Annotated in this window: 23 protein-coding genes, 1 tRNA gene and 2 pseudogenes; 18 read left to right on the forward strand and 8 right to left on the reverse strand. The window is 62.0% G+C overall.

Features of this window, described 5'->3' with window-relative positions:
• Positions 1 to 11: 11 nt before the first annotated feature.
• The 3 genes from X739_RS156400 to X739_RS156390 are packed head-to-tail and all read left to right on the forward strand — an operon-like array spanning position 12 to position 2703.
• On the forward strand, positions 12 to 842 hold the full coding sequence (locus tag X739_RS156400) for an ABC transporter ATP-binding protein (protein WP_023781362.1): 831 nt from the start codon (positions 12 to 14) through the stop codon (positions 840 to 842).
• The gene (locus X739_RS156395) at positions 839 to 1654 is read left to right on the forward strand and encodes an ABC transporter permease (RefSeq protein WP_023794009.1); all 816 of its coding nucleotides are present in this window, start codon (positions 839 to 841) and stop codon (positions 1652 to 1654) included. Before X739_RS156400 ends, X739_RS156395 begins: the two co-directional genes overlap by 4 nt.
• A 38-nt stretch (positions 1655 to 1692) precedes the next feature.
• Positions 1693 to 2703, forward strand: a complete 1011-nt coding sequence (locus X739_RS156390; RefSeq protein ID WP_023794012.1) for an ABC transporter substrate-binding protein — start codon at positions 1693 to 1695, stop codon at positions 2701 to 2703.
• A 35-nt stretch (positions 2704 to 2738) separates the two neighbouring features.
• Here the strand turns inward: X739_RS156390 and X739_RS156385 are convergent, their stop codons facing one another.
• Positions 2739 to 3164: a hypothetical protein gene (locus X739_RS156385; RefSeq protein ID WP_023794014.1), complete on the reverse strand. Its 426-nt coding sequence runs from the start codon at positions 3162 to 3164 to the stop codon at positions 2739 to 2741.
• A 99-nt stretch (positions 3165 to 3263) separates the two neighbouring features.
• Here X739_RS156385 and X739_RS156380 point away from each other — a divergent pair, with 99 nt between their 5' ends.
• The 9 genes and pseudogenes from X739_RS156380 (at position 3264) to fghA (ending at position 12190) form a co-directional block, all read left to right on the forward strand.
• Complete coding sequence (locus tag X739_RS156380; protein WP_031251983.1) at positions 3264 to 4292, forward strand: BMP family protein; 1029 nt, start codon at positions 3264 to 3266, stop codon at positions 4290 to 4292.
• Between the two features lie 77 nt (positions 4293 to 4369).
• Positions 4370 to 5938 (forward strand): ABC transporter ATP-binding protein, encoded by a 1569-nt coding sequence (locus X739_RS156375; protein ID WP_023770380.1) that lies wholly within the window; start codon positions 4370 to 4372, stop codon positions 5936 to 5938.
• Complete coding sequence (locus X739_RS156370) at positions 5935 to 7032, forward strand: ABC transporter permease (protein ID WP_023770379.1); 1098 nt, start codon at positions 5935 to 5937, stop codon at positions 7030 to 7032. The genes X739_RS156375 and X739_RS156370 overlap by 4 nt, the downstream gene beginning before the upstream one ends.
• 3 nt (positions 7033 to 7035) lie before the next feature.
• Positions 7036 to 7971 carry an ABC transporter permease gene (locus X739_RS156365; protein ID WP_023770378.1) on the forward strand — a complete coding sequence of 312 codons (936 nt, stop codon included), beginning with the start codon at positions 7036 to 7038 and terminating at the stop codon, positions 7969 to 7971.
• Positions 7972 to 8019: 48 nt separating this feature from the next.
• Positions 8020 to 8826, forward strand: coding sequence for a 4-pyridoxolactonase (locus X739_RS156360; protein WP_023770377.1), 807 nt, complete (start codon positions 8020 to 8022; stop codon positions 8824 to 8826).
• Between the two features lie 27 nt (positions 8827 to 8853).
• Positions 8854 to 10032, forward strand: coding sequence for an alanine--glyoxylate aminotransferase family protein (locus X739_RS156355; protein ID WP_023770376.1), 1179 nt, complete (start codon positions 8854 to 8856; stop codon positions 10030 to 10032).
• A gap of 38 nt (positions 10033 to 10070) precedes the next feature.
• Positions 10071 to 10817 carry an SDR family NAD(P)-dependent oxidoreductase gene (locus X739_RS156350; protein ID WP_023770375.1) on the forward strand — a complete coding sequence of 249 codons (747 nt, stop codon included), beginning with the start codon at positions 10071 to 10073 and terminating at the stop codon, positions 10815 to 10817.
• A gap of 103 nt (positions 10818 to 10920) precedes the next feature.
• A pseudogene (locus X739_RS1000000170325) lies at positions 10921 to 11203 on the forward strand (hypothetical protein); the annotation flags it as partial.
• Positions 11204 to 11353: 150 nt separating this feature from the next.
• A complete protein-coding gene (fghA, locus tag X739_RS156345) occupies positions 11354 to 12190 on the forward strand; it encodes an S-formylglutathione hydrolase (protein ID WP_023781367.1) in 837 nt (278 codons plus the stop codon).
• 524 nt (positions 12191 to 12714) lie between these two features.
• On the opposite strand, the gene X739_RS1000000167770 is transcribed toward fghA, so the two are convergent.
• Positions 12715 to 13059, reverse strand: a complete 345-nt coding sequence (locus X739_RS1000000167770) for a DUF982 domain-containing protein (RefSeq protein ID WP_156939833.1) — start codon at positions 13057 to 13059, stop codon at positions 12715 to 12717.
• A gap of 318 nt (positions 13060 to 13377) precedes the next feature.
• On the opposite strand from X739_RS1000000167770, the gene X739_RS1000000167775 reads away from it, so the two are divergent.
• Positions 13378 to 14118 carry a hypothetical protein gene (locus tag X739_RS1000000167775; protein WP_084056166.1) on the forward strand — a complete coding sequence of 247 codons (741 nt, stop codon included), beginning with the start codon at positions 13378 to 13380 and terminating at the stop codon, positions 14116 to 14118.
• A gap of 1408 nt (positions 14119 to 15526) precedes the next feature.
• Here the strand turns inward: X739_RS1000000167775 and X739_RS1000000170330 are convergent.
• Both X739_RS1000000170330 and X739_RS156330 read right to left on the reverse strand, forming a co-directional pair.
• Positions 15527 to 15961, reverse strand: a complete 435-nt coding sequence (locus X739_RS1000000170330) for a hypothetical protein (protein WP_023770371.1) — start codon at positions 15959 to 15961, stop codon at positions 15527 to 15529.
• A gap of 379 nt (positions 15962 to 16340) precedes the next feature.
• Positions 16341 to 16997, reverse strand: a complete 657-nt coding sequence (locus tag X739_RS156330) for an outer membrane protein (protein ID WP_023794026.1) — start codon at positions 16995 to 16997, stop codon at positions 16341 to 16343.
• A 469-nt stretch (positions 16998 to 17466) separates the two neighbouring features.
• On the opposite strand from X739_RS156330, the gene X739_RS156325 reads away from it, so the two are divergent.
• Entirely contained in the window at positions 17467 to 17712 is a 246-nt protein-coding gene (locus tag X739_RS156325; RefSeq protein WP_245273805.1) for a hypothetical protein, read from the forward strand.
• Between the two features lie 796 nt (positions 17713 to 18508).
• On the opposite strand, the gene X739_RS156320 is transcribed toward X739_RS156325, so the two are convergent.
• Positions 18509 to 18585 (reverse strand) — tRNA-Met (locus X739_RS156320).
• Between the two features lie 239 nt (positions 18586 to 18824).
• On the opposite strand from X739_RS156320, the gene X739_RS156315 reads away from it, so the two are divergent.
• Positions 18825 to 19790 carry a Gfo/Idh/MocA family oxidoreductase gene (locus X739_RS156315; RefSeq protein ID WP_023770367.1) on the forward strand — a complete coding sequence of 322 codons (966 nt, stop codon included), beginning with the start codon at positions 18825 to 18827 and terminating at the stop codon, positions 19788 to 19790.
• Positions 19791 to 19851: 61 nt separating this feature from the next.
• Here the strand turns inward: X739_RS156315 and mnmA are convergent, their stop codons facing one another.
• On the reverse strand, positions 19852 to 21042 hold the full coding sequence (mnmA, locus tag X739_RS156310) for a tRNA 2-thiouridine(34) synthase MnmA (RefSeq protein ID WP_023770366.1): 1191 nt from the start codon (positions 21040 to 21042) through the stop codon (positions 19852 to 19854).
• 283 nt (positions 21043 to 21325) lie between these two features.
• Between mnmA and X739_RS156305 the strand changes: the two genes are divergently transcribed.
• On the forward strand, positions 21326 to 21601 hold the full coding sequence (locus X739_RS156305; RefSeq protein ID WP_006203587.1) for a DUF1153 domain-containing protein: 276 nt from the start codon (positions 21326 to 21328) through the stop codon (positions 21599 to 21601).
• 61 nt (positions 21602 to 21662) lie between these two features.
• Here X739_RS156305 and X739_RS1000000167785 read toward each other — a convergent pair.
• A pseudogene (locus X739_RS1000000167785) lies at positions 21663 to 21857 on the reverse strand (zinc-binding dehydrogenase); the annotation flags it as partial.
• A gap of 59 nt (positions 21858 to 21916) precedes the next feature.
• On the opposite strand from X739_RS1000000167785, the gene X739_RS1000000167790 reads away from it, so the two are divergent.
• Entirely contained in the window at positions 21917 to 22048 is a 132-nt protein-coding gene (locus X739_RS1000000167790; protein ID WP_245273825.1) for a hypothetical protein, read from the forward strand.
• 104 nt (positions 22049 to 22152) lie between these two features.
• On the opposite strand, the gene X739_RS156300 is transcribed toward X739_RS1000000167790, so the two are convergent.
• On the reverse strand, positions 22153 to 22530 hold the full coding sequence (locus X739_RS156300) for a flagellar export protein FliJ (protein ID WP_023770364.1): 378 nt from the start codon (positions 22528 to 22530) through the stop codon (positions 22153 to 22155).
• A gap of 450 nt (positions 22531 to 22980) precedes the next feature.
• On the opposite strand from X739_RS156300, the gene ctrA reads away from it, so the two are divergent.
• Positions 22981 to 23676 (forward strand): cell cycle two-component system response regulator CtrA, encoded by a 696-nt coding sequence (gene ctrA / locus X739_RS156295; protein ID WP_006203583.1) that lies wholly within the window; start codon positions 22981 to 22983, stop codon positions 23674 to 23676.
• Positions 23677 to 23745 lie beyond the last annotated feature (69 nt).

Consider the following 23745-nt stretch of genomic DNA (forward strand, 5'->3'; position numbering starts at 1 on the left):
AGGGCCAAGCCATGCGTGTTGAAACCATTCGGGCAGCCGGCGGCCGGCCGGCCCATATACGTCACGACGACCTGATCTCCGCCAAAGGCGTTTCGGTTGTCATGGCCAGGCAATTGGTGCTTGAGAACATCGATCTTTCGGTACCGAAGGGCTCGTTTGTTTCTCTCATTGGGCCTTCCGGTTGTGGCAAGAGCACCTTGCTCAAGGTGCTGGCCGGACTTGTAACTCCGACAAGCGGCAGCGTTTCGATCGCCGGGCTTGCGCCGGTCGAGGCGGCGCGCAAGCGCATGATCGGCCTCGTCTTCCAGGACGCCAACCTTTTGCCGTGGAAGAACGCCGTCGACAACGCTTCCATGCTGCTCGGAATCGCCGACAAGTCGCTTTCGCGCGCGCAACTACGGGCGCGCGGCCAGGAGATGCTTGAGCTGGTGGGCCTGGGAGACAGCGCCCACAAGCGACCAAACGAATTGTCGGGCGGCATGCGCCAGCGCGTCGCGATCGCGCGGGCGCTGGCGCTCGATCCGGCGGTGCTGCTGATGGACGAACCGTTCGGCGCGCTCGACGCCATCACCCGCGACCAGATGGGTCAGTCGCTGCTGGAGATCTGGCAGCGCACCGGCAAGACCATCGTTCTTGTCACCCACTCCATCGACGAGGCCATTCACCTGTCTCGCCATGTTCATGTGCTGGGGATCAAGCCAGGCCGGATCACCGAAAGCCTCGACATTGGACTGCCCTATCCGCGCGATCTGTCGGTGACGGAAGATCCGGAGTTCGTCAGGCTGGTGGTTCAACTGCGCACGATGCTGCGCGCCAGCCACCAACCTGGAGGCGCGTCATGAGCGATCAACCCCTCACCCATCCCTCCGACTCGCGGCTTGCCTCCGGCTGGGTGGCCGCGACCGGGAGCTGGCTGCCGGCGGTCATACTTTTGCTGGCGACGATCGTCGTATGGGAGGCCGTGGTGCGGATTTTCGCTATCTCCGCCTTCATCATTCCCGCCCCGTCAGAGATCGCGCAATCGCTGGTCGCGCAATGGGCTACGCTGATGCAGGCGACACTGGTGACGGCAGGCGAGATCCTGTTCGGGTTCCTTGTCTCCGTCGTGGTCGGCGTCGCCATCGCGCTGGTCATCGTGCGCTTCGACTGGCTGGGGCGAGCGCTTTATCCGCTGGTGGTGCTGTTCCAGAACGTGCCGAAGGTGGCGCTCGCGCCGATCTTCATTCTCTGGTTCGGCTATGGGCTCGCGCCCAAGATCGGGCTGATCCTGGTCATCGCCTTCTTCCCGGTGACATTGTCGATGCTGGCGGGCATGCAGTCGGTCGACCGTTCGATGCTGTCGCTGATGAATTCGGTCGGCGCCAGCCCGACGCAGATCCTGTTCAGGATCCGCGTCCCGCATTCGCTGCCCAACCTGATGGCGGGAACCAAGATCGCGGCCACGCTGAGCGTGATCGGCGCCATTGTCGGCGAATTCGCCGGCGCCTCGGACGGCTTGGGCTACGTCATCCAGTTCGCCTCGACCCAACTCGACACCGCGCTGGTCTTCGCGGCGCTGCTGCTCGTCTCCGTGCTTGGCATCGCCTTCTACTACGCCGCCGAAATCCTCGAACGCATCGTGGTGCCATGGGCACCGAAATTCAGCCAGGCCTAGGCCTCTCGATCAACCATCGTCAATAAAAGGGAACAAAAATGCTGAGACGCTCACTTATCAAGGTAGCCACGCTCGCGGCCTTTGCCGGCGCGCTTGGCTTCTCGAACGCGGCGCTGGCGGCTGACAAGGTCACCGTCCAGCTCGATTGGGTGGTGCGCGGCAACCACGCCATGTTCTTCGTCGGCAAGGAAAAAGGCTTCTTCGCCAAGAACGACATCGACGTCGCCGAAATCCGCAAGGGTTCGGGCTCGCCGGATGCCATGCGGCTGGTGGGCAACGGGAACGCGGATTTCGGTTTCGGCGATCTTCCCACGCTCGCCGTGGCCCGCTCGCAGAGCGTTCCGGTGGTGGCGTTGGCCGCCGTCAACCAGCACTCGCCGCTGGCAATCATGTCGCTCGCCAAGACGGTTAAACTCACCAAGCCGGCCGATCTCAAGGGCCTGACCATCGGCATTCATCCAGCTGGCTCGACCTACATCTTCTTCAAGGGTTTCCTGGCGGCCAACGGCCTGACCGAAAAGGACATGACGCTGAACAGTGTCTCGCCGCCCTATGAAAGCTATCTGCTTCTCGGCCGGGTCCAGACGGTGGTCGGCTATGTCGACGCCGAGGTTCCCGAACTGGAGGCCAAGGCGGGTGGTCCCGGTTCGCTCAGCATCATGATGGGCGCCGACCATGGCTGGAAGGCTTATGGCTCCGGCCTGTTCACCTCGGAGACAATGATCAAGGACAAGCCGGACGTCGTTGCGCGTTTCGTCAAGGCTTATAGGGAAGCCTTCGACTATGTCGTCGCCCATCCGGAAGAAGCCGCCGAGATCACGGCAAAGGCTGCTCCAGGCTATGCCGACAAGAAAGATGTGCTGCTGGCGCAGATCAACGCCGATATCGCCTCCACCTTCACCAGCCCCGACACCAAGGACCATGGCCTCGGCTGGATGACGAAGACGCAGTGGGAGGAAACGCTGAAGACGCTCACCGACCAGGGCGTGCTCAAAGCGGCGCTGTCGGCCGACGGTGTCTTCACCGACAAGTTCCTGGCGAAGGAATAGGGCACGATGGCGCGGACCGACCGATCGATGAGCCCCTACCGGCATGCCAGGCTGTCCTGCTCCATGCCGCAGGACACCTCGCGCTCGCCTTTGGCGGCGTCTGTTCGGTCGAGCGCGATCTGCACGCGCGTGGCATATGCGCGACCCGCCAGGCCACACCACAGGCGCTCGACCGGCAGGTTTTCGCGCTTGTCGTTGAGAAGGGTGAAGGTGCCGCTCTTGGGATCGAACCAGAGTTCGAGGCGAGCGCTCATGCCCGGCTCTATCGTGGCGATCCCTTCTGAATACCAGTGGGCAAAATCGGCGTTGCAGGACACGCCTTCCTTGCCGGCATTCGAAATCGTCAACGGCACCATGTCGAGCCCATCGGTGCCCTTGCGGACGATCACCTGGTGCAACTCAACCGCGTTGGCAAGCGATGTGAAGGCCAACATCACGGGGAGAACGTAACGGATTTTCACTTTGCCTGAGCTCCATGGGTAGTTTTCTCAGGCAGTCTATCTCGCTCGTGCGCAATAACAATAAAAATATTGATTGGAAAGGCAAACAGAGAGGGTAACATGTTAAAGATCCTGAAGAGCAGCGTAAGTGCATTAATACTGTCTGGTATCTTGATGGGCGCCGCGCTTGCCGGTGAAGTCAAGTCGATCGCCATCCTCACGCCCGAAGAAGGCACCGACTATGGCTGGAACCAGCAAGGCATCGATGCTGCAAAAGCAGCCGGCAAGGCAGCCGGCGTCGAGGTGGTCGTGGCCCAGGGCCTCGGCTATGGCGATGTCCGTCCGACGCTGCGCGAACTCGCATCCGACGGCGCCAGCCTGCTGATCGCGCATGCCAGCGGCTACAACACCTCGGCGCCCGAGATCGCCAAGGAACTGAAGGTTCCGGTAGCGATCGTCGACACGCCGAACGGGTTGGAGAAAGGCCTCGTCGCCGACTACACGCTGAGCGGTCACCAGGGTGCCTATCTGGCCGGCCGTCTCGCCGCCAAGATGTCGCGCTCGAAGTCGGTCGGCATCGTCGTCTCTGGCGAACCGCCATCGTGGAACTCGCAGTCAGCGGCTTTCGCGCAAGGGGTGAAGGCGGAGAACCCGGACGTCAAGATCACCTATGCGGTGATCGGGCCGGCCGCCTACAGCGACGCGGCCGGCGGCAAGCGCGTCACCGAAAGCGTTATCGCCTCGGGCGCCGACATCATTTTCGGCCAGGGCAACGGCTCCAGCTTCGGCATGCTGCAGGCGGTGGAGACGACCAAGGCAGCGGATGGCGGCAAGGTCTATTTCATCGACGTCATCGGCGACAAGTCGCCAATCGACAAGGGCTTCCTGCTGTCGTCGGTGGTGTGGAACATCGAACCGGTCTACGCGGCGATGATCGCCGACCTGAAGGCCGACACGTTCGGTACCAAGCATTATTCGATCGGCCTCAAGGACGATTCCGTGCAGCTCCTGAAGACCGCCGCCATCCCCGACAAGGTCTGGAGCGAAATCCAGGCGCTGCGCGAGGACGTCATCTCCGGCAAGATCAAGGTCGAGCCAGTCTTTGACGCTGCCGCCGTCAGGGCGCTGATGACAAGCGTCGCCCAGTAGGGCGATCAGAAGTCGACTGCCGGAGGGGCGATCGGTCCGCCCCTCCGGACCATTCCCGTTTCCAGTGCTGGGCTTTCATGAGCAGTCGTTCTTCATCGTCCCTCGACAGCCGCGACATCGTCGCGCTTGAAGGCGTGACCAAACGCTTTCCCGGCATTATCGCCAACGACAGCATCGACCTGTCGATCCGCCCTGGCGAGGTGCATGTGCTGCTTGGTGAGAACGGCGCGGGAAAATCCACCTTGATCGGCATGCTGTCTGGCCTGCAGCAGCCGGACGAGGGGCGCATCCTTGTCGACGGCAAACCGACGCCGATCACGTCGCCGCGCCATGCGCTGGCGCTTGGCATCGGAACGGTGTTCCAGCACATGATGCTGGTGCCCACCCTGACGGTCGCCGAGAACCTGCTTCTTGGCGGGCCCTGGTGGCAGCGCCCCAGGACCGAAGAGCTTGCGGCCCGCGTCGCCGAGATCACCAGCAGCCTCGGCATCACGGTAAAACTGCATGCCAAGGTTTCGGAACTTTCGCTGGGTGAGCAGCAGCAGGTCGAAATCCTGCGCGCCATGGTGCGCAACAGCCGACTGCTGATCCTCGACGAATCCACCTCGATGCTGACGCCGAAGGGGATCGAGGAACTTGGCGCGCTGATGCGCCGCCTCGTCGAACAGGGTTTGGCTATCGTCTTCATCACCCATAAGCTCAAGGAGGCGGCCGCTTTCGGCGACCGCATCTCGGTTCTCAAGCTCGGCCGCAAGGTGGGCGAGATCCCGCCCGAGCGGTTTCGCGCACACGACGAGCAGGAGATCATTTCCGAGATCGTGGAGTTGATGTTCGGCAAGCAGGAGGACGATCCCGAAGCGGTCGAACGTCCGCCCCGCGCGGTCGATGCCAGTGCCGCGCCTCTGCTTCAGGTCGCGGATCTTACGGTCGCGCCGACCGACAATGCACCCGGCCTGTCGTCGATCTCCTTCGACATTCGCCCGGGCGAGATACTCGGCATCGCGGGAATTGATGGCAACGGCCAGAAACAACTGGCGGAAGCCTTGGCCGGTCAACGGGCGGCGACCAGCGGCTCGGTCCGGCTGGAGGGCATCGCCATCGAAGCGCTGAGTGTCGGCGAACGCCGCCAGCGCGGCCTTCGCTACCTGACCGACGACCGGCTGGGCGAGGGCACCGTCGGCACGTTCCCGGTCTCCATCAACTTCTTCCTCAAGCAGGTCGGGGCGGCGCCCTTCTGGCGCAGCGGCGTCGAGCAGCGCGCCGAGATCGACAGGCGTGCCGCCGAGCTCGTGCGCGAATACGATGTGCGCACGCCAAGCTTGAAGACGCCCGTTGCGCGGCTCTCCGGCGGCAATATCCAGAAGGTGCTGCTGGCGCGGGAACTGGCTGAAGGCGCGAAGGTGGTGATCTTCAACAAGCCGACCTATGGGCTCGATCTTGCCAACACACTGGCTTCGCGCCAGCGCATCCGCGACACGGCGGCGCGGGGCCTCGCCGTACTCTTGATCTCCACCGACCTCGAGGAACTGCTCAGCATGTGCGACCGTATCGCCGTCATTGCCAATGGCGCGCTGGTCGGCGCCGTGGCGAATGCCGACGACGTCCGTACCAGGGTCGGCCGCCTGATGATCGGACTTGCCGCATGAGCATCGACACAGCACCCACCGGCGGCGCTACCGCACTCGATGCCACAAGCGCCGCCGCCACGCGGCGAGACATAGTGCGCCGGCTGCTGATGACGCTTGGGCCGATCCTTGCCGCTCTCGTCATCGCCGGCTGCATCCTGCTTGCCGTCGGCGTCGACCCGCTCGCTTACTATGGCTACGTGCTGGAAAAAGGCCTGTTCTCGCCGCTCGGCATCCAGCAGACGCTGACGCGCATGGCGCCACTGCTGTTTCTCGCCGCCGGCCTGATCGTGGCCTTCCGTGCGGGCATGTGGAATCTCGGCGGGGACGGCCAGTTCCTGCTCGGCGCGGTCACGGCGGCGGCCAGTGCTCCGGTGCTGGTGCAGGTCATGCCAGCCTGGCTGGCGTTGTTCTGCGCGTTCCTGATCGCAATGGTGGTCGCCATGATCTGGTCGCTGGTGCCGGCGCTGCTGCGCGCCTATCAGGGTGTCAACGAGATCATCACCACGCTGATGATGACGTTCCTCGGCACGTCGCTCGCCAACGTGCTGGTCAAGCTGGTGTTTCGCGATCCCGGCACGACCGTGCCGCAGACCCGCACGCTGCCGGTGGAAGACCGGCTTCCGCGCCTGTTCGAAACCACCATTACCAGTGGCCTGCTGCTCGGCCTGGCGGCAATCATCATCGTGCACCTGGTGATGACGCGAACGGCATTTGGGCTGAAATTGCGGATCGTTGGCGCCAATCCGCGCGCCGCGGTTCATGCGGGGCTGGGCGTGCCCGGCCTGACGATTGCCGTCTTTGCCATTTCCGCCGGGCTCGCCGGCCTTGCCGGCGCCGTCGACATCATCGGCGTGCAAGGCAATGTTCGCGCCGACTGGAATCCGGCCTATGGGCTGGCGGTCATTCCGGCCGTGTTTCTCGCCCGCATGAACGGCTTTGCCGCGATTGGCTTCGTGTTTCTGCTTTCCGTGCTGTCGATCGGCGGCGAGAGCGCGGCGCGGCGGCTTGGCGTGCCCAATCACTTCACGCTGGTGCTGGTCTCCATCGTGCTGATCGTGCTCGCCTTGGCCGAATATGTCGATCACCGCTATCATCAGTCGAGAAAGGCTTAGGGCATGACCGGGCTCTTCAGCGAAGTCTTTCTCAGCGCATTGCTGTTTGGCGCCGTCACGGCCGCTATCCCGCTGCTGCTTGCCGGGCTTGGCGAGCAGATGTCGGAAAAGGCCGGCGTGCTCAACATCGGCATCGAGGGCATGATGCTGGCCGGCGCCTATCTCGGCTTCGTCGGCGCGTTCTATTCGGGATCGCTGTGGCTGGGCTTCCTCACTGGCGCTGCGGGTGGCATCGCGGTAGCGCTGATCATGGCGCTGCTTTGCGTGCGCATCGGGCTGAACCAGATCGTCATCGGCATCGCGCTGACGCTTGGTCTCGAAGGCCTGACGGCGCTGCTCCATCATTTCCAGTTCTCGCGCAGCTATCCCCGCCTGCCGGCGGCGGACGCAACCGTCATTCCGCTGCTGTCCGACATTCCGGTGATCGGCCCGGCCTTGTTCAGGCATCACCTGATCGTCTACCTGGCGGTCGCCCTGGTGTTCGCCATGAGCTACCTTTACCGCCGCACGCAGCTCGGTCTCAATCTGCAGGCAGCGGGCGACAAGCCGGCCGCCCTCGATGTCGCCGGCATCGACGTCATCAGGACACGCACCACCGCCGTGCTGACGACCGGCGCGCTGGCTGGGCTTGGCGGCGCCTATCTCGCCAATGTCGGAGCTGGCCTGTTCATTCCGTTCATCACCAACGGCGCCGGCTTCCTCGGCATCGTGCTGGCCATGCTGGCGCGGGGACGGCCGATCTGGGTGCTGTTCGGCGCTCTTCTGTTCGGCGTGTGCCTGTCGCTGACGACGGCCATGCAGGTGGCCGGCATCAACATACCGACCGATGTCATCCAGATGCTGCCCTTCCTGGCGGTGATGATCATGCTGGTGCTGTTCGGGCGGCGAGCCAGCCTGCCTGCGGCACTGGGCATTCCATACGAGCGCGGCGCGCGCTGAGAAAAACCAGACGCGCGGATGAACCCGCGCCGGAAAAAGGAGGCAACAATGTCGGATACCAAGGTCTACCTGCTCGACGGCGGCTCGCTTGTCCTCGACGGCTATCATGTGTTCTGGAACCGCGGCCCAGGCGGCGAAGTGCGCTTCCCTGTCTATTCGATCCTGATCGAGCATGCCGAGGGCCGCTTCCTCATCGATACCGGCTATGACTACGACCACGTCATGAAGGTGCTGCCCTTCGAGAAGCCGATCCAGGAAAAGCACCAGACCATTCCCGGCGCGCTGGCGCTGCTCGGGCTGGAGCCGAAGGACATTGACGTCGTCGTCAACTCGCACTTCCATTTCGACCATTGCGGCGGCAACAAGTATTTTCCGCATGCCAAGAAGATCTGCCACCGTTCGGAGGTGCCGCAGGCCTGCAATCCGCAGCCCTTCGAACATCTCGGCTATTCGGACCTCAGCTTCTCGGCCGAGGCCGCCGAAGCGCGCGGCGCGACCGCCCAGCTGCTGGAAGGCACGACACGCGCCAACTCAACTTTCGAGGGGATAGACGGCGACGTCGAGCTTGCCAAAGGGGTCAGGCTGATCTCGACCCCCGGCCACTCGATCGGTCATTACAGCCTTCTGGTCGAGTTTCCCAAGCGCAAGCCGATCATGTTCACGATCGACGCCGCCTACACGCAGAAGAGCCTGGAAACGCTTTGCCAGGCGGCCTTCCATATCGACCCGGTCGCGGGCGTCAATTCGATGCGCAGGGTGAAGAAACTTGCCGAGGATCACGGCGCCGAGCTGATGTACTCGCACGACATGGACAACTTCAAGACCTACAAAACCGGCACACAGTTCTACGGCTGATCGCCGCCAATCCCGGAGACCAAGACCATGCGCTATCCCGATCACGCGGATCCGGTCCTCACGCTGACGGCGGGGCCAGTCAATGCCTATGCCGAGGTGCTGCGGGGCCTCGGCCGCACGGTGCTCTACGACTATGACCCGGCCTTCCAGCTCTTCTACGAGAGGGTCGTCGACAAGGCTCAAAAAGCGATGCGGCTTTCCAACAAGCCGGTCATCCTGCACGGAGAGCCGGTGCTGGGTCTCGAGGCGGCGGCGGCGTCGCTGATCACATCGGACGACGTCGTGCTCAACCTTGCCTCGGGCGTCTACGGCAAGGGGTTCGGCTATTGGGCGAAGCGCTATTCACCGCATCTCCTCGAAATCGAAGTGCCCTACAATGAGGCGATCGACCCACAGGCGGTTGCCGCCATGCTGAAGGCGCATCCGGAAATCACTGTCGTCTCCGTCTGCCATCATGACACCCCGTCGGGCACGATCAACCCGATCGATGCCATCGGCGCGCTGGTGTCGGCGCATGGCGGCTACCTGATCGTCGATGCCGTCTCGTCTTTCGGTGGCATGAAGACGCATCCGGAGGACTGCAAGGCGGATATCTATGTGACCGGCCCGGGCAAATGTCTTGGCGCGCCGCCGGCGCTTACGATCATGGGCGTCAGCGACCGCGCCTGGGCCAAGATGAAGGCCAACAAGGCGGCGCCCCGGGCCTCGATGCTGAGCATCGTCGACTGGGAGAACGCCTGGTCGCGTGACAAGCCATTCCCCTTCACGCCCTCGGTGGCCGAAGTGAACGGCCTCGATGTGGCGCTCGATCTTTATCTCAACGAGGGGCCGGAAGCGGTTTGGGCGCGCCATGCACTGACGGCCAAGGCCATGCGGGCCGGCGTCGTCGCCATGGGCCTGTCGATCTGGGCCGCCAGCGATGCAATCGCCTCGCCGAGCACCACGGCCGTTCGCACACCCGATGGCGTCGACGAGAAAGCACTTCGCCAGGCAGCGCGCGCCCGCTACGGCGTGGTGTTTTCGTCGGGTCGCGGCGAAACTTTGGGGAAGCTTACACGCATCGGCCATATGGGCCCGACGGCACAGCCGATCTATGCGATCGCGGCGCTGACGGCGCTTGGCGGCGCCATGAACGCGGCTGGCCAGAAGCTTGCGGTCGGCAAGGGCATAGACGCGGCGCTGGCGGTGATCGACGCCGACGCCTGAACAGACATCAACAGACTACGCATCGAGGGAGAAATTTCATGACTGAACGGCTTGCGGGAAAGACGGCGCTGGTGACGGGGGCGGCACAGGGCATCGGCAAGGCGATCGCGGCGCGGCTGGCGGCCGACGGCGCGACTGTCATCGTCAGCGACATCAATGCCAAGGGCGCCAAGGCCGCGGCCGCCGAAATCGGCGGCAAGGCGAAGGCGATTGCAGCCGATATCGCCGATCCGGCCTCGGTGAAAGCGCTGTTTGGCGAGATACAGTCGCTCACCGGCGGCGTCGACATCGTGGTCAACAATGCCAGCATCGTGCCGTTCGTCGCCTGGGACGATGTCGACCTCGACCATTGGCGCAAGATCATCGACGTCAACCTGACGGGAACCTTCATCGTCACCCGCGCGGCGACCGACCAGATGCGGGCGGCGGGAAAGGCCGGACGCGTGATCAGCATCGCCTCCAACACCTTCTTCGCCGGCACGCCGAACATGGCGGCCTATGTCGCGGCCAAGGGAGGCGTCATCGGCTTCACCCGGGCGCTGGCCACCGAGCTTGGCAAGTACAACATCACGGCCAATGCGGTGACACCCGGCCTGATCGAGAGCGATGGCGTCAAGGCGAGCCCGCACAACGAGGCGTTCGGCTTCGTCGAGATGCTGCAGGCGATGAAGGGCAAGGGCCAGCCCGAACATATCGCCGATGTCGTGTCGTTCCTGGCCAGCGAGGACGCCCGCTGGATCACCGGCCAGACGTTGAATGTCGACGCCGGGATGATCAGGCACTAAGGGCAATCGTCAGATTTAGCGATGTTTCGGTAGCGAGATCGCGCTACCGCCCTTCCCACCCTCTTCGAACCGTCCGTTCCGGCTTCGCTGCTACCGCCTGAGCGCCCACAACCACGCCTGCGGCTGCACCAAAATGCTGGAAGCCGAAGGTGCTGTATCCTCGGTGACGGCGGTCGCGGGCACCGGCGATGTCACCGACACCGAGAGAGGCGACAAGCTCACGCGGCAGGCTGAGGACGATCGGGCTGGAGCCTTATGACTGCCTCAATCCGGGCCTGATGGACTACATCGCCACCTGGACGGCCAAGAAGTCGGCGCCCTGCCGGCCTAGAATGGCCGGCCATCGAAACGTCTGGCTTTTCGTTGGCCCCCAGCCTCCCGGCTAGGTCAGCGTGTCCCAAAGCCTTGCGTCTACCGGCGGCGTTATCAGGGTGCACCTCGATAACGCCGCCGGGACTGATTAGCGGCGCGCGGTTGCGAGCGATGCATCCGGCCGCTATGCCGGGCCGGGATCTCTTGACGAGAAGGCAGAGCTGATGAAAGTTGTTTCCACGTCCAAGTCGCATGGCGGCGTGCAAGGTGTTTATTCGCACGCTTCCGAAGCCTGCGCCTGCGACATGACCTTTGCCGTCTTCGTGCCGCCGCAGGCCAAGGATGGGCCGCTGCCGGTGCTTTGGTATCTGTCGGGCCTCACCTGCACTCATGCCAATGTCATGGACAAGGGCGAATACCGGGGCATGGCGGCCGAGCTCGGGCTGATCGTGGTCTGCCCGGACACAAGCCCACGCGGCGAGGGCGTGGCCGACGAAAAGGATAATTGGCAGTTCGGCTCGGGCGCCGGCTTCTATGTCGACGCGACGCAGCAGCCATTCGCCGGGAACTACCGGATGTACTCTTATATCGTCGACGAGCTGCCGGCCCTGATCGCCAGCCAGTTCCCCGCCGACATGGAGCGCCAGTCGATTTTTGGCCACTCCATGGGCGGGCATGGCGCGCTGACCATCGCGCTGAAGAACTCCGAGCACTTCAGAAGTTGCTCGGCGTTCGCGCCGATCGTTCAGCCGATGACGGCAGACTGGTCGCGACCGGCTCTGGAAAAATATCTCGGCAAGGACGAGAAATCCTGGCGCGCCTACGACGCAACAGCGCTGATCGAAGACGGGCACCGCTTCGGCGAATTCCTGGTCGATCAGGGCACCGCCGATGGCTTCCTCAAGGACGGCCTGCGGCCATGGCTTCTCGAAGACGTCTGCAAGAAGTCCGGCATCGCGCTCACCTTGCGCATGCAGGAAGGCTACGATCACTCCTATAATTTCATCTCGACCTTCATGGACGACCATTTGAAATGGCACGCCGCGCGCCTTGCCAAGTAGGAGCACGCCAGGGGCCATCACTCCGTCAGGATCGAGTTCGAGTCCGGCAAACCATACGCGGTGTCGGCCCTCCATCGGCTACGTCGCTGGACAGCCTGTAGCCTTTGTTAGCGCGCACGCCGCGCGGCGACATGCCGAACTGTTCGGATATCTGCCGCTGGGTGGCGAGGTGATGCGGTCGCTGGCGCGGGATCCGCAGGGCAAGAGCCTGAGCACGCCGATGCTGACACGGCGGCGCGGAAATTCGCCGCGAACTCGATCGTTAGGCGCTCAAACGGGTATGGCTGCGTGGATAACAAACCAAGCCACCTTCCGCCCAAGCTCATTAGATATCTGAGAACATTGTAGAAATTGGTGGCGGGAGAGGCGGCAGGTGCTTCAGCGGCCGGCTGCTGGCCAACGTTCGGCATAACCTTGGTCGGCCCGCGCTTTTCTGCCGAGGGGCGCGGGCTTCCGGGGTCGCAGGGCGCGCGCTCAAACCGAGCGCGGCAACTGGCGATCCTGGGCATGGATGGCCAGCACGTCTAGGCGCTTGAGCGCCTCACTCGGCTGATCTGACCAACCATGTCCTGATCTCTCGCGGCTTTGACAAAGGCTGCAAACGCGACGGATTGCCGGCAGGTTCCTGCCTGAGCCTCCTCCAGCAAACGCAGTGCCTGTCGATAAGAATGCAAGTGCTTGTTCTTCCATTCGCCATTCATTGCCGCTCTGGCTTCGGCCACCGACGAGATGGCCGTCGTCGTTTGGAGGTNCAAGTTCTTGTTCTTCCATTCGCCATTCATTGCCGCTCTGGCTTCGGCCACCGACGAGATGGCCGTCGTCGTTTGGAGGTTCATAAATGCAATCCGCACAGGCAGGAAAGCGCTCAATGTCAATCCTCCTTGACGGCGATAGGCCCTGCAAACTTTTCAGGCCGAGATTGGTTGCAGTAGCCGCTCTTTTTTGTTGCAGACCGGCTGTCGCTCGCCTCCGAGATGGTGATTGCCCACAGTTGACAGGCTGGCTCTCGCAAGGCGATTTGCCGCCGCCTTCGCTGTGAATCTCATTAAGAGTTTAGCGGTCGCCTTCACTGCTGATAAGCTGTGTTCCCAGTAAACACGGCTGTGTTGCACCCGAATTGCTCTCTGCATCGTTGCTAATGCACAGTCAACATTCCGACTGTCGAGGCAACGCAACAGGAGAGTATCATGAAGCCTTTCATGAAGACCTTCGCCAGAACTCTGGCTAGCAGTGCTTTCATTATTTCCTTGTCGCTTCCAGTGACCGCCGGCGGCCTAAGCGTCGGTGCAGGTGCTTCCGTGGGTGGTAGCGGCGGTGTGAATGCGGGTGTCGGAGCATCGGTTGGTGGCTCGGGCGGCGTCAACGCTGGTTTGGGTGCTTCAGTCGGCGGGGCGAGTGGCGTCAACGCTGGCGTTGGAGCATCGGTGGGCGGCAGCAATGGCATTGCTGCTGGCGCTGGCGCGACGGTGGGCGGCCCAAAGGTCTTAAAGGCCCGACTTGGCGCAACAGTGGGAGGTCCCACCACCCTGAGGGCTGGTGCAGGTGCGTCGGTTGGCGGCGCGAGTGGCGTCAGAGCCGGTCTTGGAGCATCGGTCGGTGGCAATAGTGGTGTCAGTGCCGGCGCGGGTGCCAACGTTGGCGGTGCTGGTGGCGTGACTGCCGGGCTCGGCGCAGATGTCGGCGGAACCAGCGGCATCGGCACCGGCATAGGCCTGGGGGTCGGTGGGGTCACCACTCCAAGCAATCCGTCCAATCCGTCGAACCCGAGCAACCCTTCCACTCCAACCACGCACCTGACAGCCGTCGTGGCTCAAATGTCGGATAGCAAGGTTGCTCGTATGAAAAAGCGCTGCGCTGACGTACTCAGCAGCGAAAGCACCTATGACCGCGACCTGCGCCAGCTCTGTCTGTTGATCGCTCGCCGATAGGCACACCACACGCAGGGCCTTATCAGCACTCTCCAAAGCCTTGCGAAGAGCCCGCTGCCGAAAGGTGGCGGGCTTTTTGTTTCGGGCGTGCTAACTAGGAACGCATGTCATGCGGATCGTTCTGTTCGCAATCGCGGTGCTGCTCTTCATGGCAAGCGGCTTTTGGTGGCGGTCGAACTCCTGATCGCTGGCGGTTGACAGACAGCGCAGACGCAAGGCATTTTCTCTCCCAGGAAAACGCGGGCAGCACCATTTGAAAAAGCAATACGAAAAGCCAGAACTGAAGAAGCCGGAGCGCTTGGGCAGCATCGCAGCAGCCCTGGTCATCCTATCCGGCCCGAGCGCGGTCTGACCCGATCGATAATGCAATCAATTAGGCCCGCTGGCTCCGGTCAGCGGGCTTTTTCACGTGCGGGAACATTGTCCCGTAGGAAGGTTAAACCATACGGTGGTCGATTCCCTCCGGGATGTAGCCACTCCATAAGGAGGCCCGTCGCCGGAGCGCGCGCGGCGGGCTTTCTTAATGCTGTTTCATCGCGGCGCACGCAACCCGGATTCATGGATAGCTAATTTAGCTGCGGAACATATATCAGAGACCAAGGTTCGGGAGCGGGCCGTCCCTCTCCAGCGGCCTTCCCAAGTCACCTGCCCGCTGGCCGAGCCAGCGGGCTTTTTCGGACGGGTCTCGTAGGCCAACCATTCTATTCGAAATCGTGGTGCTGCTGTTCTAGGCGAGCGGTTTTTGCCGCCTATCAGGCAACTGGAATATGGATGGACCAAGCCCTTGACGCTAGGCGCACGCCGCTGGCAGCGGTGCTGGAACAGGGCATAGGCGCTTCCCGAACGGGCGCGACAAACGAGAGACCGGGCTGGAGGGTCAACCCGCGCGATTGCTGTAAGTCTTCCTTACGGAGCGGCCCGCGGCCTCGACTACAGTTCGCATCCTGTTGCGCAGGGCGATATTGTCGGCCAGCATTTTTTCAGAGCGTTCGATTGCGAGCTCAGTCCGGCTAATGCGCTGTTCCAACGCCAATGTGTCGACTTTGTCGGGTTTCGTGCTGTTCATCATTAGGTGTTAACTCACTGCATACCGGTTCGTTCCGAGTTTCAGGCTGCGGCGACTCGCTTGCCGCCGAACTGGTGACGCAGTTTCATCGCGGCACAGTTTCGAGTGCACCGAATTGCATCCTATCCTCGGCCCGGGTCACCAACGCCCGGGCAGTCCCTTGATTCATCCCTAGGGACGCCCGCCGCTGCCGTGAATGGGGCGGCGGGCAATTTGCCGCAAAGGTCACGTCGTCAATCTCATTGCTCGGCGTCCAACCTCGCATTGACACGGAGAAGAACTTGAGATTTTCAGGTTGGGTGCCGGTCCGCGCGACACTGGGGACTAACCTCCCGTACTTTGTTATTTCCGCTTTGGGAATTCGATCACCTTCGCCTCAGGCTGCGGCTCCAGCGGCTCGTGCCCCGGCTCTTCATGCCAGATAACTTGCCGCAGATCGCGCATGTCGACCTTTTGACCGCAACTCGGGCAAGCATAGAAATGGTCTCGCTCATCCCGCACCGGGGCGCCGTGCAGTTTGCCGGGGAGTGGCGGGCCAAGGTCGGTGAGCTCATTCCGTTCCAAGAGGTCTAGGCGCTGATCGGGTCCGGCCAAGCTGTACTCGTATACGGCGGTTTGCTCTTCATGATCACCCAGAACCAATGGTCCTGCAGTGCCCTCGGCGAGACCCTTTGGCTCTGGCGTCGCTTCGGCGGCCTTCATGGGATCGTTCTCCACCACGATGCCCAATGACACGACCGTGTCGCCGTAGATCTCTTCCACCTGATACTTCGTCATTTGGGTGCTCAGCGACCCCTGAGGTTCTTCGCCTCACGTTCCAGCGTGTCGCGGTCGTTGCCGTACTTCGCGATCCATCCGAGAACGGCTGTGGAAGCGTGTGCAGGAGCGTGCCGGGCCGCCTCCGAAAGGGTTGAAGCGGCCCGGACGCAATGGGTGAAGTCGGGCCTTATCGGCCGTGTGAAGCACTTGCGCGGCGAGGAGGACCTACGCCATGCGTCAATGCAGGATTTTCGAGGATGGCGGTCGGTAAGGAGTATCGCGCCTGCGCACAGGCGAGCAAGCATGCGCCATATCGCGACGAACACTCACGCAAGGGATCACAAAAAGAAAAAGCCCCGGCGGTGTGCCGGGGCCATCTATCGTGCTTGCCGACGTACTAGAACTTGTAGTTCAGACCGACGCGAACGGTGTGGAAGGGGACTTTGACGTCAACACCACCCAAACCGCCGGGGTTGAACGTCTCTTTACCCAGGTCCGTGTAAAGATACTCAGACTTGAACGACCAATTGTTGGTGATGGCGTATTCAGCGCCCGCGCCAACGGTCCAGCCGACCCTGGTCTTGGACAAGTCGAGCCCAGGGGCAGAAATCTTTTCGTGACCGTAGGCCAAGCCGCCAGTGCCATAGACCATGAAACGATCGACGGGCGTGTAGCCAAGGCGAGCACGCACCGTGCCGAACCAGTCAACCTTTGTTTCGAGACCACCGGGGCCGCCGAAAGATAGGTCGGCCTTAATGTCGGAACCCTGGAAGTCGGCTTCGACGCCGTAGACGAATTGGCCAACCTGCCAGTTGTAACCGGCCTGAACGCCGCCCAGGAAGCCGCTCGCATCAATGTCGATCGAGCCAGGGGCGCCGCCAGAAGGAGCAAGATTAAACGTGCCAAAACCGCCGCCTGCGTTCACGCCGATGTAAGCGCCACTCCAGTCAAAAGAGGCAGCAACCGGTACAGGCTCCGAGACTATGGCATCGGCCGCATAAGCGCTGCCGGACACTACGGCCAGAATGGTGGTCGCAAGCAGAATGGTTTTCATGGAAAAGCCCCTTCGATCGAATGCAGTTAGCAGCCTAGTACCTTCCTTCAGAGGCGTAGCCAACCCGGATTCTGGTAGCGTTCGGCAAACAGTCCGGCGCGTTGCAGCTGCGCAACACTCTACAACTTGCAACTGCGCCAATCGCAACCCCCGCTAGGTCTGCCGCTATCCTCCTCACAGGTACCGCTCAACGTCTGCCTTGTGCTCGAAACAGAACCAGTGCTGTTCTTGACGCGGCCGGGCAAAGCCAAAGCCGGCATGCCTGCCGCATCCATCATGCTCGCAGCCATGACCGAGTACCCTGGCGCTCGCGCGGTGCCGCCGTTGTGCCTTCGGCAAGCTTTATCGGTTCGTCACTCATCCGCGGATAGACTCCACAGGACGGCTTGACGAACAAGGAATTTGTTCCTTTTCTGTTCTCATGGCGCACGATCCGATCGACACGCTGGGTAAGGCGGCCCGGCACAATATGCTTGTGAAAGTGGAATGCAACTGCGGCAATGTCCGCTACTGCGGATCAGCCGATCTCATGATGGTCTATGGCGGCGGCATCGATCCCATGAAGCTGAAATTCGACTGCAACCGGTGCAAGCCATCGATCAAGATCACGCTCCTCGAGGTCCATCCCGAGCACCTTCCCAAGAGGCTGATGATCCACAAGCCGATGAAGGTAGATGGCAAGATCACCTGGTACACCGAAAGGTTCCGGGGATGAGCGAGCGCCTGAAGGTTCGTCTCGCATATCAACGCGGCTGGNGATCACCTGGTACACCGAAAGGTTCCGGGGATGAGCGAGCGCCTGAAGGTTCGTCTCGCATATCAACGCGGCTGGCAGGTGGTCGACGGCAGCACCATCGTGGATACCTTCGAGACCAAGGAAGACGCGTTCCGCTACATGGTCGACCGCGGCGCTTGCGTGTGTCTGACTTGGCGGGGCACCGGGCCTTTTTATCGGAAACCGTCAGGGGAGAACATGTCAAAACACCTTGCTACGCTTTTAGCAAGGCAACGCTACGGTATGCTTAAATCAAGGCGGGACAGAACGGCAGCAAACCGGCCCAAACGCCGGAAAGGCCGGGCTTGTAGGGCAGGCGATGGTACAAAGCGGGACGGCCACAAGCGAATTTCAAGACCGGTGCCTTAACCGTTCGGCCCAACCGGGTCTGCTGCCGGCCTTTGCGCCTTCAAGGCCTCATCGGCTGCGAGTGTAGCTGACGTTGAAGCGGATCCAGCGCAGATGTCTGGATGATCCTGATGCACTGGTGCGAGCGACGGAGGGACCGGCCTTTCGGCCGATCAGGCCATTCGCGCAATCAACTCCTCGACGCCGGTCGATTGCGTTTCACATTGTTCCTCGCCACGCGTCGCGTTTCATGTCGCGTCGACTTGCCGAGAGTCGTAGGAAACCCTTGGAAATCAACGGTAACCGATTGCAACATGACGCCACATGAAAGCGGCCAGCTAAGAAGACCAGCGCTCTGTCAAATCGTTGGGTTCGTTGCAGAAAGTAATGGTAGCGGGAGAGGGACTTGAACCCCCGACCCCAGGATTATGATTCCCGTGCTCTAACCAACTGAGCTACCCCGCCAGGGCGGCGACAGACCCGAAAATCCGCCTTAAATCGAAAGGCATTTCGAGGCGTTCGCCAAGGTCGCGCGGATATAAGGTTGGGAGGGCGAGCCTGTCAAGCTTCGATGCATTCGACATCGGGGCTATTCTCGACGGGGAAAAGCTTTGCCGCACGAACAGCTGGTTGGCGCCGCCGGGGTTGAGTTCGACGGGGCACGTCGCTATGTCTCGGCCACGAGTTTTTAGAGTTTGAAACAGATGAAGCCGCGCATTGCAGTCCTCGGTTGCGGATACTGGGGCTCCAACCACATCCGCACCCTCAAGGCGCTCGGCGCATTGCACGCGGTTTCCGACACCAATCGAGCTCGCGCCGAAGGCTTCGCCAGCGAACAGGACTGCCTGGCGATCGAGCCGGACCAACTGTTCGTCCGCGATGACATCGACGCCATCATCATGGCCTTGCCGCCGCAGTTCCATGCCGATCTCGCCGTGCGCGCCGTCGAGAACGGCAAGGACGTGCTGGTGGAAAAGCCGATCGCGCTGACGGTGGCCGATGCCGAGCGTTCGGTTCAGGCGGCCAAGGACAATGGGCGCGTGTTCATGGTCGGCCATGTCCTGCGTTTCCATCCTGCCTTCGAGACGTTGAAAGGGCTGATCGACAAGGGCGAGCTCGGCGAGGTCCGCTACATCCATTCGCACCGGCTGGGGCTCGGCAAGTTCCATACCGAGAACGATGCGCTATGGGACCTGGCGCCGCACGATCTGTCGATGATCCTGGCCATCACTGGCACCGAGCCGATCGAGGTGCGCGGGGAGGGAGCGGCACTCCTCGACAATCTCAGCGATTTCGCGCATCTGCACATGCGCTTTCCCAACGGACTGCGCAGCCATCTTTTCACGTCGCGGCTCAACCCCTATCGCGAGCGGCGGCTGACCGTGGTCGGCACCAAGGCGATGGCGGTGTTCGACGATGTCGAGCCATGGGAGCGCAAGCTTGCGGTCTACCGCCACGCCGTGTGGCAGGACAGCGGCCAGTGGGCATTCACCACCAATGAGCCGTCCTATGTCGCGGTTGCCCAGGGCATGCCGCTGACGCGCGAGCTGGAGCACTTCATCCACTGTATCGAAACGCGTGCCGAACCGCGCACCAGCGGCGAGGAAGCGATCAGGGTGCTGCGCATCCTGACGGCTGGCACCGTCACCCACACCAAATCCACGGCCTGAGGGGGAAGGCTAGGTCGTACTCCTGGTACGTCGCACTCCTGGCACGGCGGGCCGGGGAGAGCTACTCGGCGGGAACTTGCGCCGGCTTCGCGGCCAGCCGGCTCAGCATCGCTTCGGCTTCGGCGCCGCGCTCGGAGCGCACGATGAAGCCGCCGCCGAAGACACGGGCCTCGTTGCCGTCGTCCGAATAGAGCACGCAGGCCTGTCCAGGCGCGATGCCGGATTCACCGTCGGCCAATTCGACCGAGGCCACACCTGCCTCGTGACGCAGCACGGCCGGCCGTGGCGGCCTGGTCGAGCGCACCTTGGCGAACAGCTCGATACCGCTGGCGGGCACATCGGCGAGGCCTCCGTCTCCCAGCCAGTTCATGTTGCGCAGATAGATCTTGTGCGTCTCCAGCGCCTCGCGCGGGCCGACCACGACACGGGCGCGCTCGGCGTCGAGATGGACGACATAGAGCGGTTCGCCGGACGCGATGCCGATGCCACGGCGCTGGCCGATCGTGTAGCGCAAAATGCCCTCGTGGCGACCGAGCACGCGGCCGTCGATATGAACGATGTCGCCCGGGTTAGCCGCGGTCGGCTTCAACTTGGCGATGATGTCGGAATATTTGCCCTGCGGCACGAAGCAGATGTCCTGGCTGTCCTGCTTGGCGGCGACCGTCAGCCCCATCTCCTCGGCGATGGCTCGAACCTGGGGCTTCGACAGGCCGCCGAGCGGAAAGCGCAGATAGTCGATCTGCGCCTGCGTGGTGGCGAACAGGAAGTAGCTTTGGTCGCGGTCGGCATCGACCGGCCGGTAAAGCGCCCGGTGGGCGCCATTGGCGCCGGAGCGGATGTAGTGGCCAGTGGCCAGCGCGTCGGCGCCGAGATCCTTGGCCGTGGCCAGGAGATCGGCGAACTTGACCGTCTGGTTGCAGGAAACGCAAGGAATGGGGGTTTCGCCGGCGACATAGCTCTCGGCGAAGGGATCGATGACCGCCTTGCGGAACCGCTCCTCGTAATCGAGCACATAATGGGGAATACCCAGCGTCTCGGAAACGCGGCGGGCATCGTCGATGTCCTGGCCGGCGCAGCATGAGCCGGCCCGATGCGTTGCCGCACCATGGTCGTAGAGCTGCAAGGTGACGCCGACGACATCGTAGCCCTCGCGCTTCAACAAGCCGGCGACCACCGATGAATCGACGCCGCCCGACATGGCGACGACGACGCGGGTCTCTTCGGGACGTCTGGGAAGGTCGAGACTGTTCATGGTGCTTTCATTTCGCGGCAGCTCAAATGCCAATGTCGAGAATATAGGTCAAGCTTTCATGCGGCGCCAGCTTGCAGGACGACACCGGCGTGGCGGACGCTGTGAGGGACACATTTCTCCCGGCTAAAACAGGGCTTCCGGCCGTATATTTCAAATGCCCGCTAAAAGACTAACGCGGCGTTCACGATCCTTACCTAGTCATTAGGGTCTGCTTAGGCAATTTTTAAAGCTGTGGCGGTAACGTGGCGGGGATTGGGTCTTTGAGTTTTTTGTAGAGAGTACGATGACCGATCTGGTTAGACCTAGAGTCAAATATGTTATCGGGCCTGACGGCAGCCCTCTCACGATTGCCGATCTGCCGCCGACGAACACGCGTCGCTGGGTTATCCGGCGCAAGGCGGAGGTGGTTGCAGCGGTGCGCGGCGGGCTTTTGAGCCTTGAAGAGGCATGCCAGCGCTACAAGCTGACCACGGAGGAATTCCTGTCCTGGCAGGCGTCGATCGACGAATATGGCCTTGCCGGGCTGCGCACGACGCGTATCCAGCAATACCGGCACTAGCCCGGTCTCACCACAAGCAAAGGGCGCGGCATGCCGCGCCCTTTGCTGTCAGTGTCGCCGCTCAGACCGTCAGCGCTACCTTGCCGATCGGCTTGGTGGCGAAAAAGGCGTGGGCGGCTCCCGCCTGGTCGAGCGGAAAGGTCCTGGCCACATGGACGACAAGCTTTTGCGCCTCGATCAAACGGGCGAGCGCCAGCAGGCCCTCGCGGTCGGGCACCGCCCACATGCGTTCGACCCTGATATTACGCGAGCTGGCGTCGGCGCGCGTGGCGGCGCGAAATCTATCCGGTCATTCCGCCACGCGTCCAATATGAACTGACCGAACTCGGCCATAACCTGGCCGGACTGCTTACCCAGATCAGATCATGGGCGGAGCAGCATGCGCCTGGTATCAGGGATGCCCGGGCAAGGGCGAGCGCCAGAAATGAGGAGGATTGGGCGGTCTAGGTCTTGCGTGCCAGCAACGCTTTCGCGGCGGCTTGCTGTTGCCGGTTCAGGCTGTCGCCCGACAGGGCTCGCTTGTGCGCCAGATAGCGCCGATGTCGGCCGACTCAGCCGATCATGGCGCTGCGGCCGCCTGTTTCGGCCTCGCGGACCTTGGTATCGCGTGATTCCAGCATCTCAGCCTTGGAAAGCTCCGCTTCAGCTTCGCCGAGTAATGATTCGGCGGCGCTTCGCTGCTGGGCGAGGTCGCCTTGCGAGTTCCTGAGATTGTCGCGGCGCAGGCGCGCCGCCTTGGCGAAGGTCGGATAGGCGAAATGATTGATATCCGTGATGCCGGCTTTCTTTTCCTCGGCGGTGATCTGAAGCTCCAATTCGACGGCCATGCGCTCGAACTCGGCGATCATCATGTCGAGCTGCAACAGCTGGCGCCGCTTCTCATTCACCTGAAATTGCTTCAGCCGAACGAGGTTTTCACGTGACTTCATGATTCGGTACTCCCGGAAACGCACATCCGCACATATCGTCCAAACCACCTGGAAAGGTCCAAGCGCTGCCCGTATCCACCGGCTTTCCCCGCACTATGGGAAACAAAACCCTAAAGTTTTTTGCCGACGGTAACCATTCGTTTACGGGCATTGTTAATCATACGGGTCAGGGCTTAAGGCCGGGTAAAAATTCCGGCCGCCGAAGCGAAGCCGCGTCGATGAGTCCCTGGAGTCACTTAGTCCAGGTAATTAATGTGCTGCATTAGGAATTTGGTCTGTGATTCGTTATTGGATTCAAGAGGGTGTAGAAAGGGGTTAAAAAATCTGATACCGTATTGGACGGGAAATTAGGTTTTGTTAACCATTCGATGGCAGCCTCTGCACAAGGCAACCACTGCTCCGGGACAGGACGGGTCGTGAAATGGTCCGGCGGCAGAAAAGGGGAATTAAATGCGTGTTCTGCTGATAGAAGATGACAGTGCAACCGCACAAAGCATCGAGCTGATGCTGAAATCGGAAAGTTTCAACGTCTATACGACAGACCTCGGCGAAGAGGGTGTCGATCTAGGCAAGCTGTACGACTACGACATCATCCTTCTCGATCTCAACCTGCCCGACATGTCCGGCTACGAGGTCCTGAGAACGCTTCGCCTCTCCAAGGTAAAGACGCCCATCCTCATCCTCTCCGGCATGGCCGGCATCGAGGACAAGGTACGCGGCCTAGGCTTCGGCGCTGACGACTACATGACCAAGCCGTTCCACAAGGACGAGCTGGTCGCGCGCATCCACGCCATCGTGCGCCGCTCGAAGGGACACGCCCAGTCGGTGATCACCACGGGCGACCTGGTGGTCAACCTCGATGCCAAGACCGTCGAAGTCGGCGGCCAGCGCGTGCACCTCACCGGCAAGGAATACCAGATGCTGGAGCTGCTCTCGCTGCGCAAGGGCACCACGCTCACCAAGGAGATGTTCCTGAACCATCTCTATGGCGGCATGGATGAGCCGGAATTGAAGATCATCGACGTTTTCATCTGCAAGCTGCGCAAGAAGCTCGACGCCGCGTCCGGGGGCCAGAACTACATCGAGACTGTCTGGGGTCGCGGCTATGTGCTGCGCGAACCGGAAGATATCCGCGTCAGCGCCTGAGCGCAGTCGGCAGCGCACTTCTAAAAAACCCGGCTTGGCCGGGTTTTTGTATTGTGGACCATCATTTGT

It is taken from the genome of Mesorhizobium sp. LNHC209A00, from assembly GCF_000502915.1.
Classification (GTDB): Bacteria; Pseudomonadota; Alphaproteobacteria; order Rhizobiales; family Rhizobiaceae; genus Mesorhizobium.

Excerpts from the sequence above, each read along its gene's own strand:
- X739_RS156300 (WP_023770364.1), bottom strand. The coding sequence starts at position 22,530 with ATGAAGTCACGTGAAAACCTCGTTCGGCTGAAGCAATTTCAGGTGAAT.
- X739_RS156305 (WP_006203587.1), top strand. The coding sequence starts at position 21,326 with ATGACCGATCTGGTTAGACCTAGAGTCAAATATGTTATCGGGCCTGAC.
- X739_RS156330 (WP_023794026.1), bottom strand. The coding sequence starts at position 16,997 with ATGAAAACCATTCTGCTTGCGACCACCATTCTGGCCGTAGTGTCCGGC.
- X739_RS1000000170330 (WP_023770371.1), bottom strand. The coding sequence starts at position 15,961 with ATGACGAAGTATCAGGTGGAAGAGATCTACGGCGACACGGTCGTGTCA.
- ctrA (WP_006203583.1), top strand. The coding sequence starts at position 22,981 with ATGCGTGTTCTGCTGATAGAAGATGACAGTGCAACCGCACAAAGCATC.
- X739_RS156395 (WP_023794009.1), top strand. The coding sequence starts at position 839 with ATGAGCGATCAACCCCTCACCCATCCCTCCGACTCGCGGCTTGCCTCC.
- X739_RS156350 (WP_023770375.1), top strand. The coding sequence starts at position 10,071 with ATGACTGAACGGCTTGCGGGAAAGACGGCGCTGGTGACGGGGGCGGCA.
- fghA (WP_023781367.1), top strand. The coding sequence starts at position 11,354 with ATGAAAGTTGTTTCCACGTCCAAGTCGCATGGCGGCGTGCAAGGTGTT.
- X739_RS156355 (WP_023770376.1), top strand. The coding sequence starts at position 8,854 with ATGCGCTATCCCGATCACGCGGATCCGGTCCTCACGCTGACGGCGGGG.
- X739_RS156315 (WP_023770367.1), top strand. The coding sequence starts at position 18,825 with ATGAAGCCGCGCATTGCAGTCCTCGGTTGCGGATACTGGGGCTCCAAC.
- X739_RS156325 (WP_245273805.1), top strand. The coding sequence starts at position 17,467 with ATGCTTGTGAAAGTGGAATGCAACTGCGGCAATGTCCGCTACTGCGGA.
- X739_RS156370 (WP_023770379.1), top strand. The coding sequence starts at position 5,935 with ATGAGCATCGACACAGCACCCACCGGCGGCGCTACCGCACTCGATGCC.
- X739_RS156375 (WP_023770380.1), top strand. The coding sequence starts at position 4,370 with ATGAGCAGTCGTTCTTCATCGTCCCTCGACAGCCGCGACATCGTCGCG.
- X739_RS156390 (WP_023794012.1), top strand. The coding sequence starts at position 1,693 with ATGCTGAGACGCTCACTTATCAAGGTAGCCACGCTCGCGGCCTTTGCC.
- mnmA (WP_023770366.1), bottom strand. The coding sequence starts at position 21,042 with ATGAACAGTCTCGACCTTCCCAGACGTCCCGAAGAGACCCGCGTCGTC.
- X739_RS1000000167775 (WP_084056166.1), top strand. The coding sequence starts at position 13,378 with ATGAAGCCTTTCATGAAGACCTTCGCCAGAACTCTGGCTAGCAGTGCT.
- X739_RS156380 (WP_031251983.1), top strand. The coding sequence starts at position 3,264 with ATGTTAAAGATCCTGAAGAGCAGCGTAAGTGCATTAATACTGTCTGGT.
- X739_RS156400 (WP_023781362.1), top strand. The coding sequence starts at position 12 with ATGCGTGTTGAAACCATTCGGGCAGCCGGCGGCCGGCCGGCCCATATA.
- X739_RS156365 (WP_023770378.1), top strand. The coding sequence starts at position 7,036 with ATGACCGGGCTCTTCAGCGAAGTCTTTCTCAGCGCATTGCTGTTTGGC.
- X739_RS156360 (WP_023770377.1), top strand. The coding sequence starts at position 8,020 with ATGTCGGATACCAAGGTCTACCTGCTCGACGGCGGCTCGCTTGTCCTC.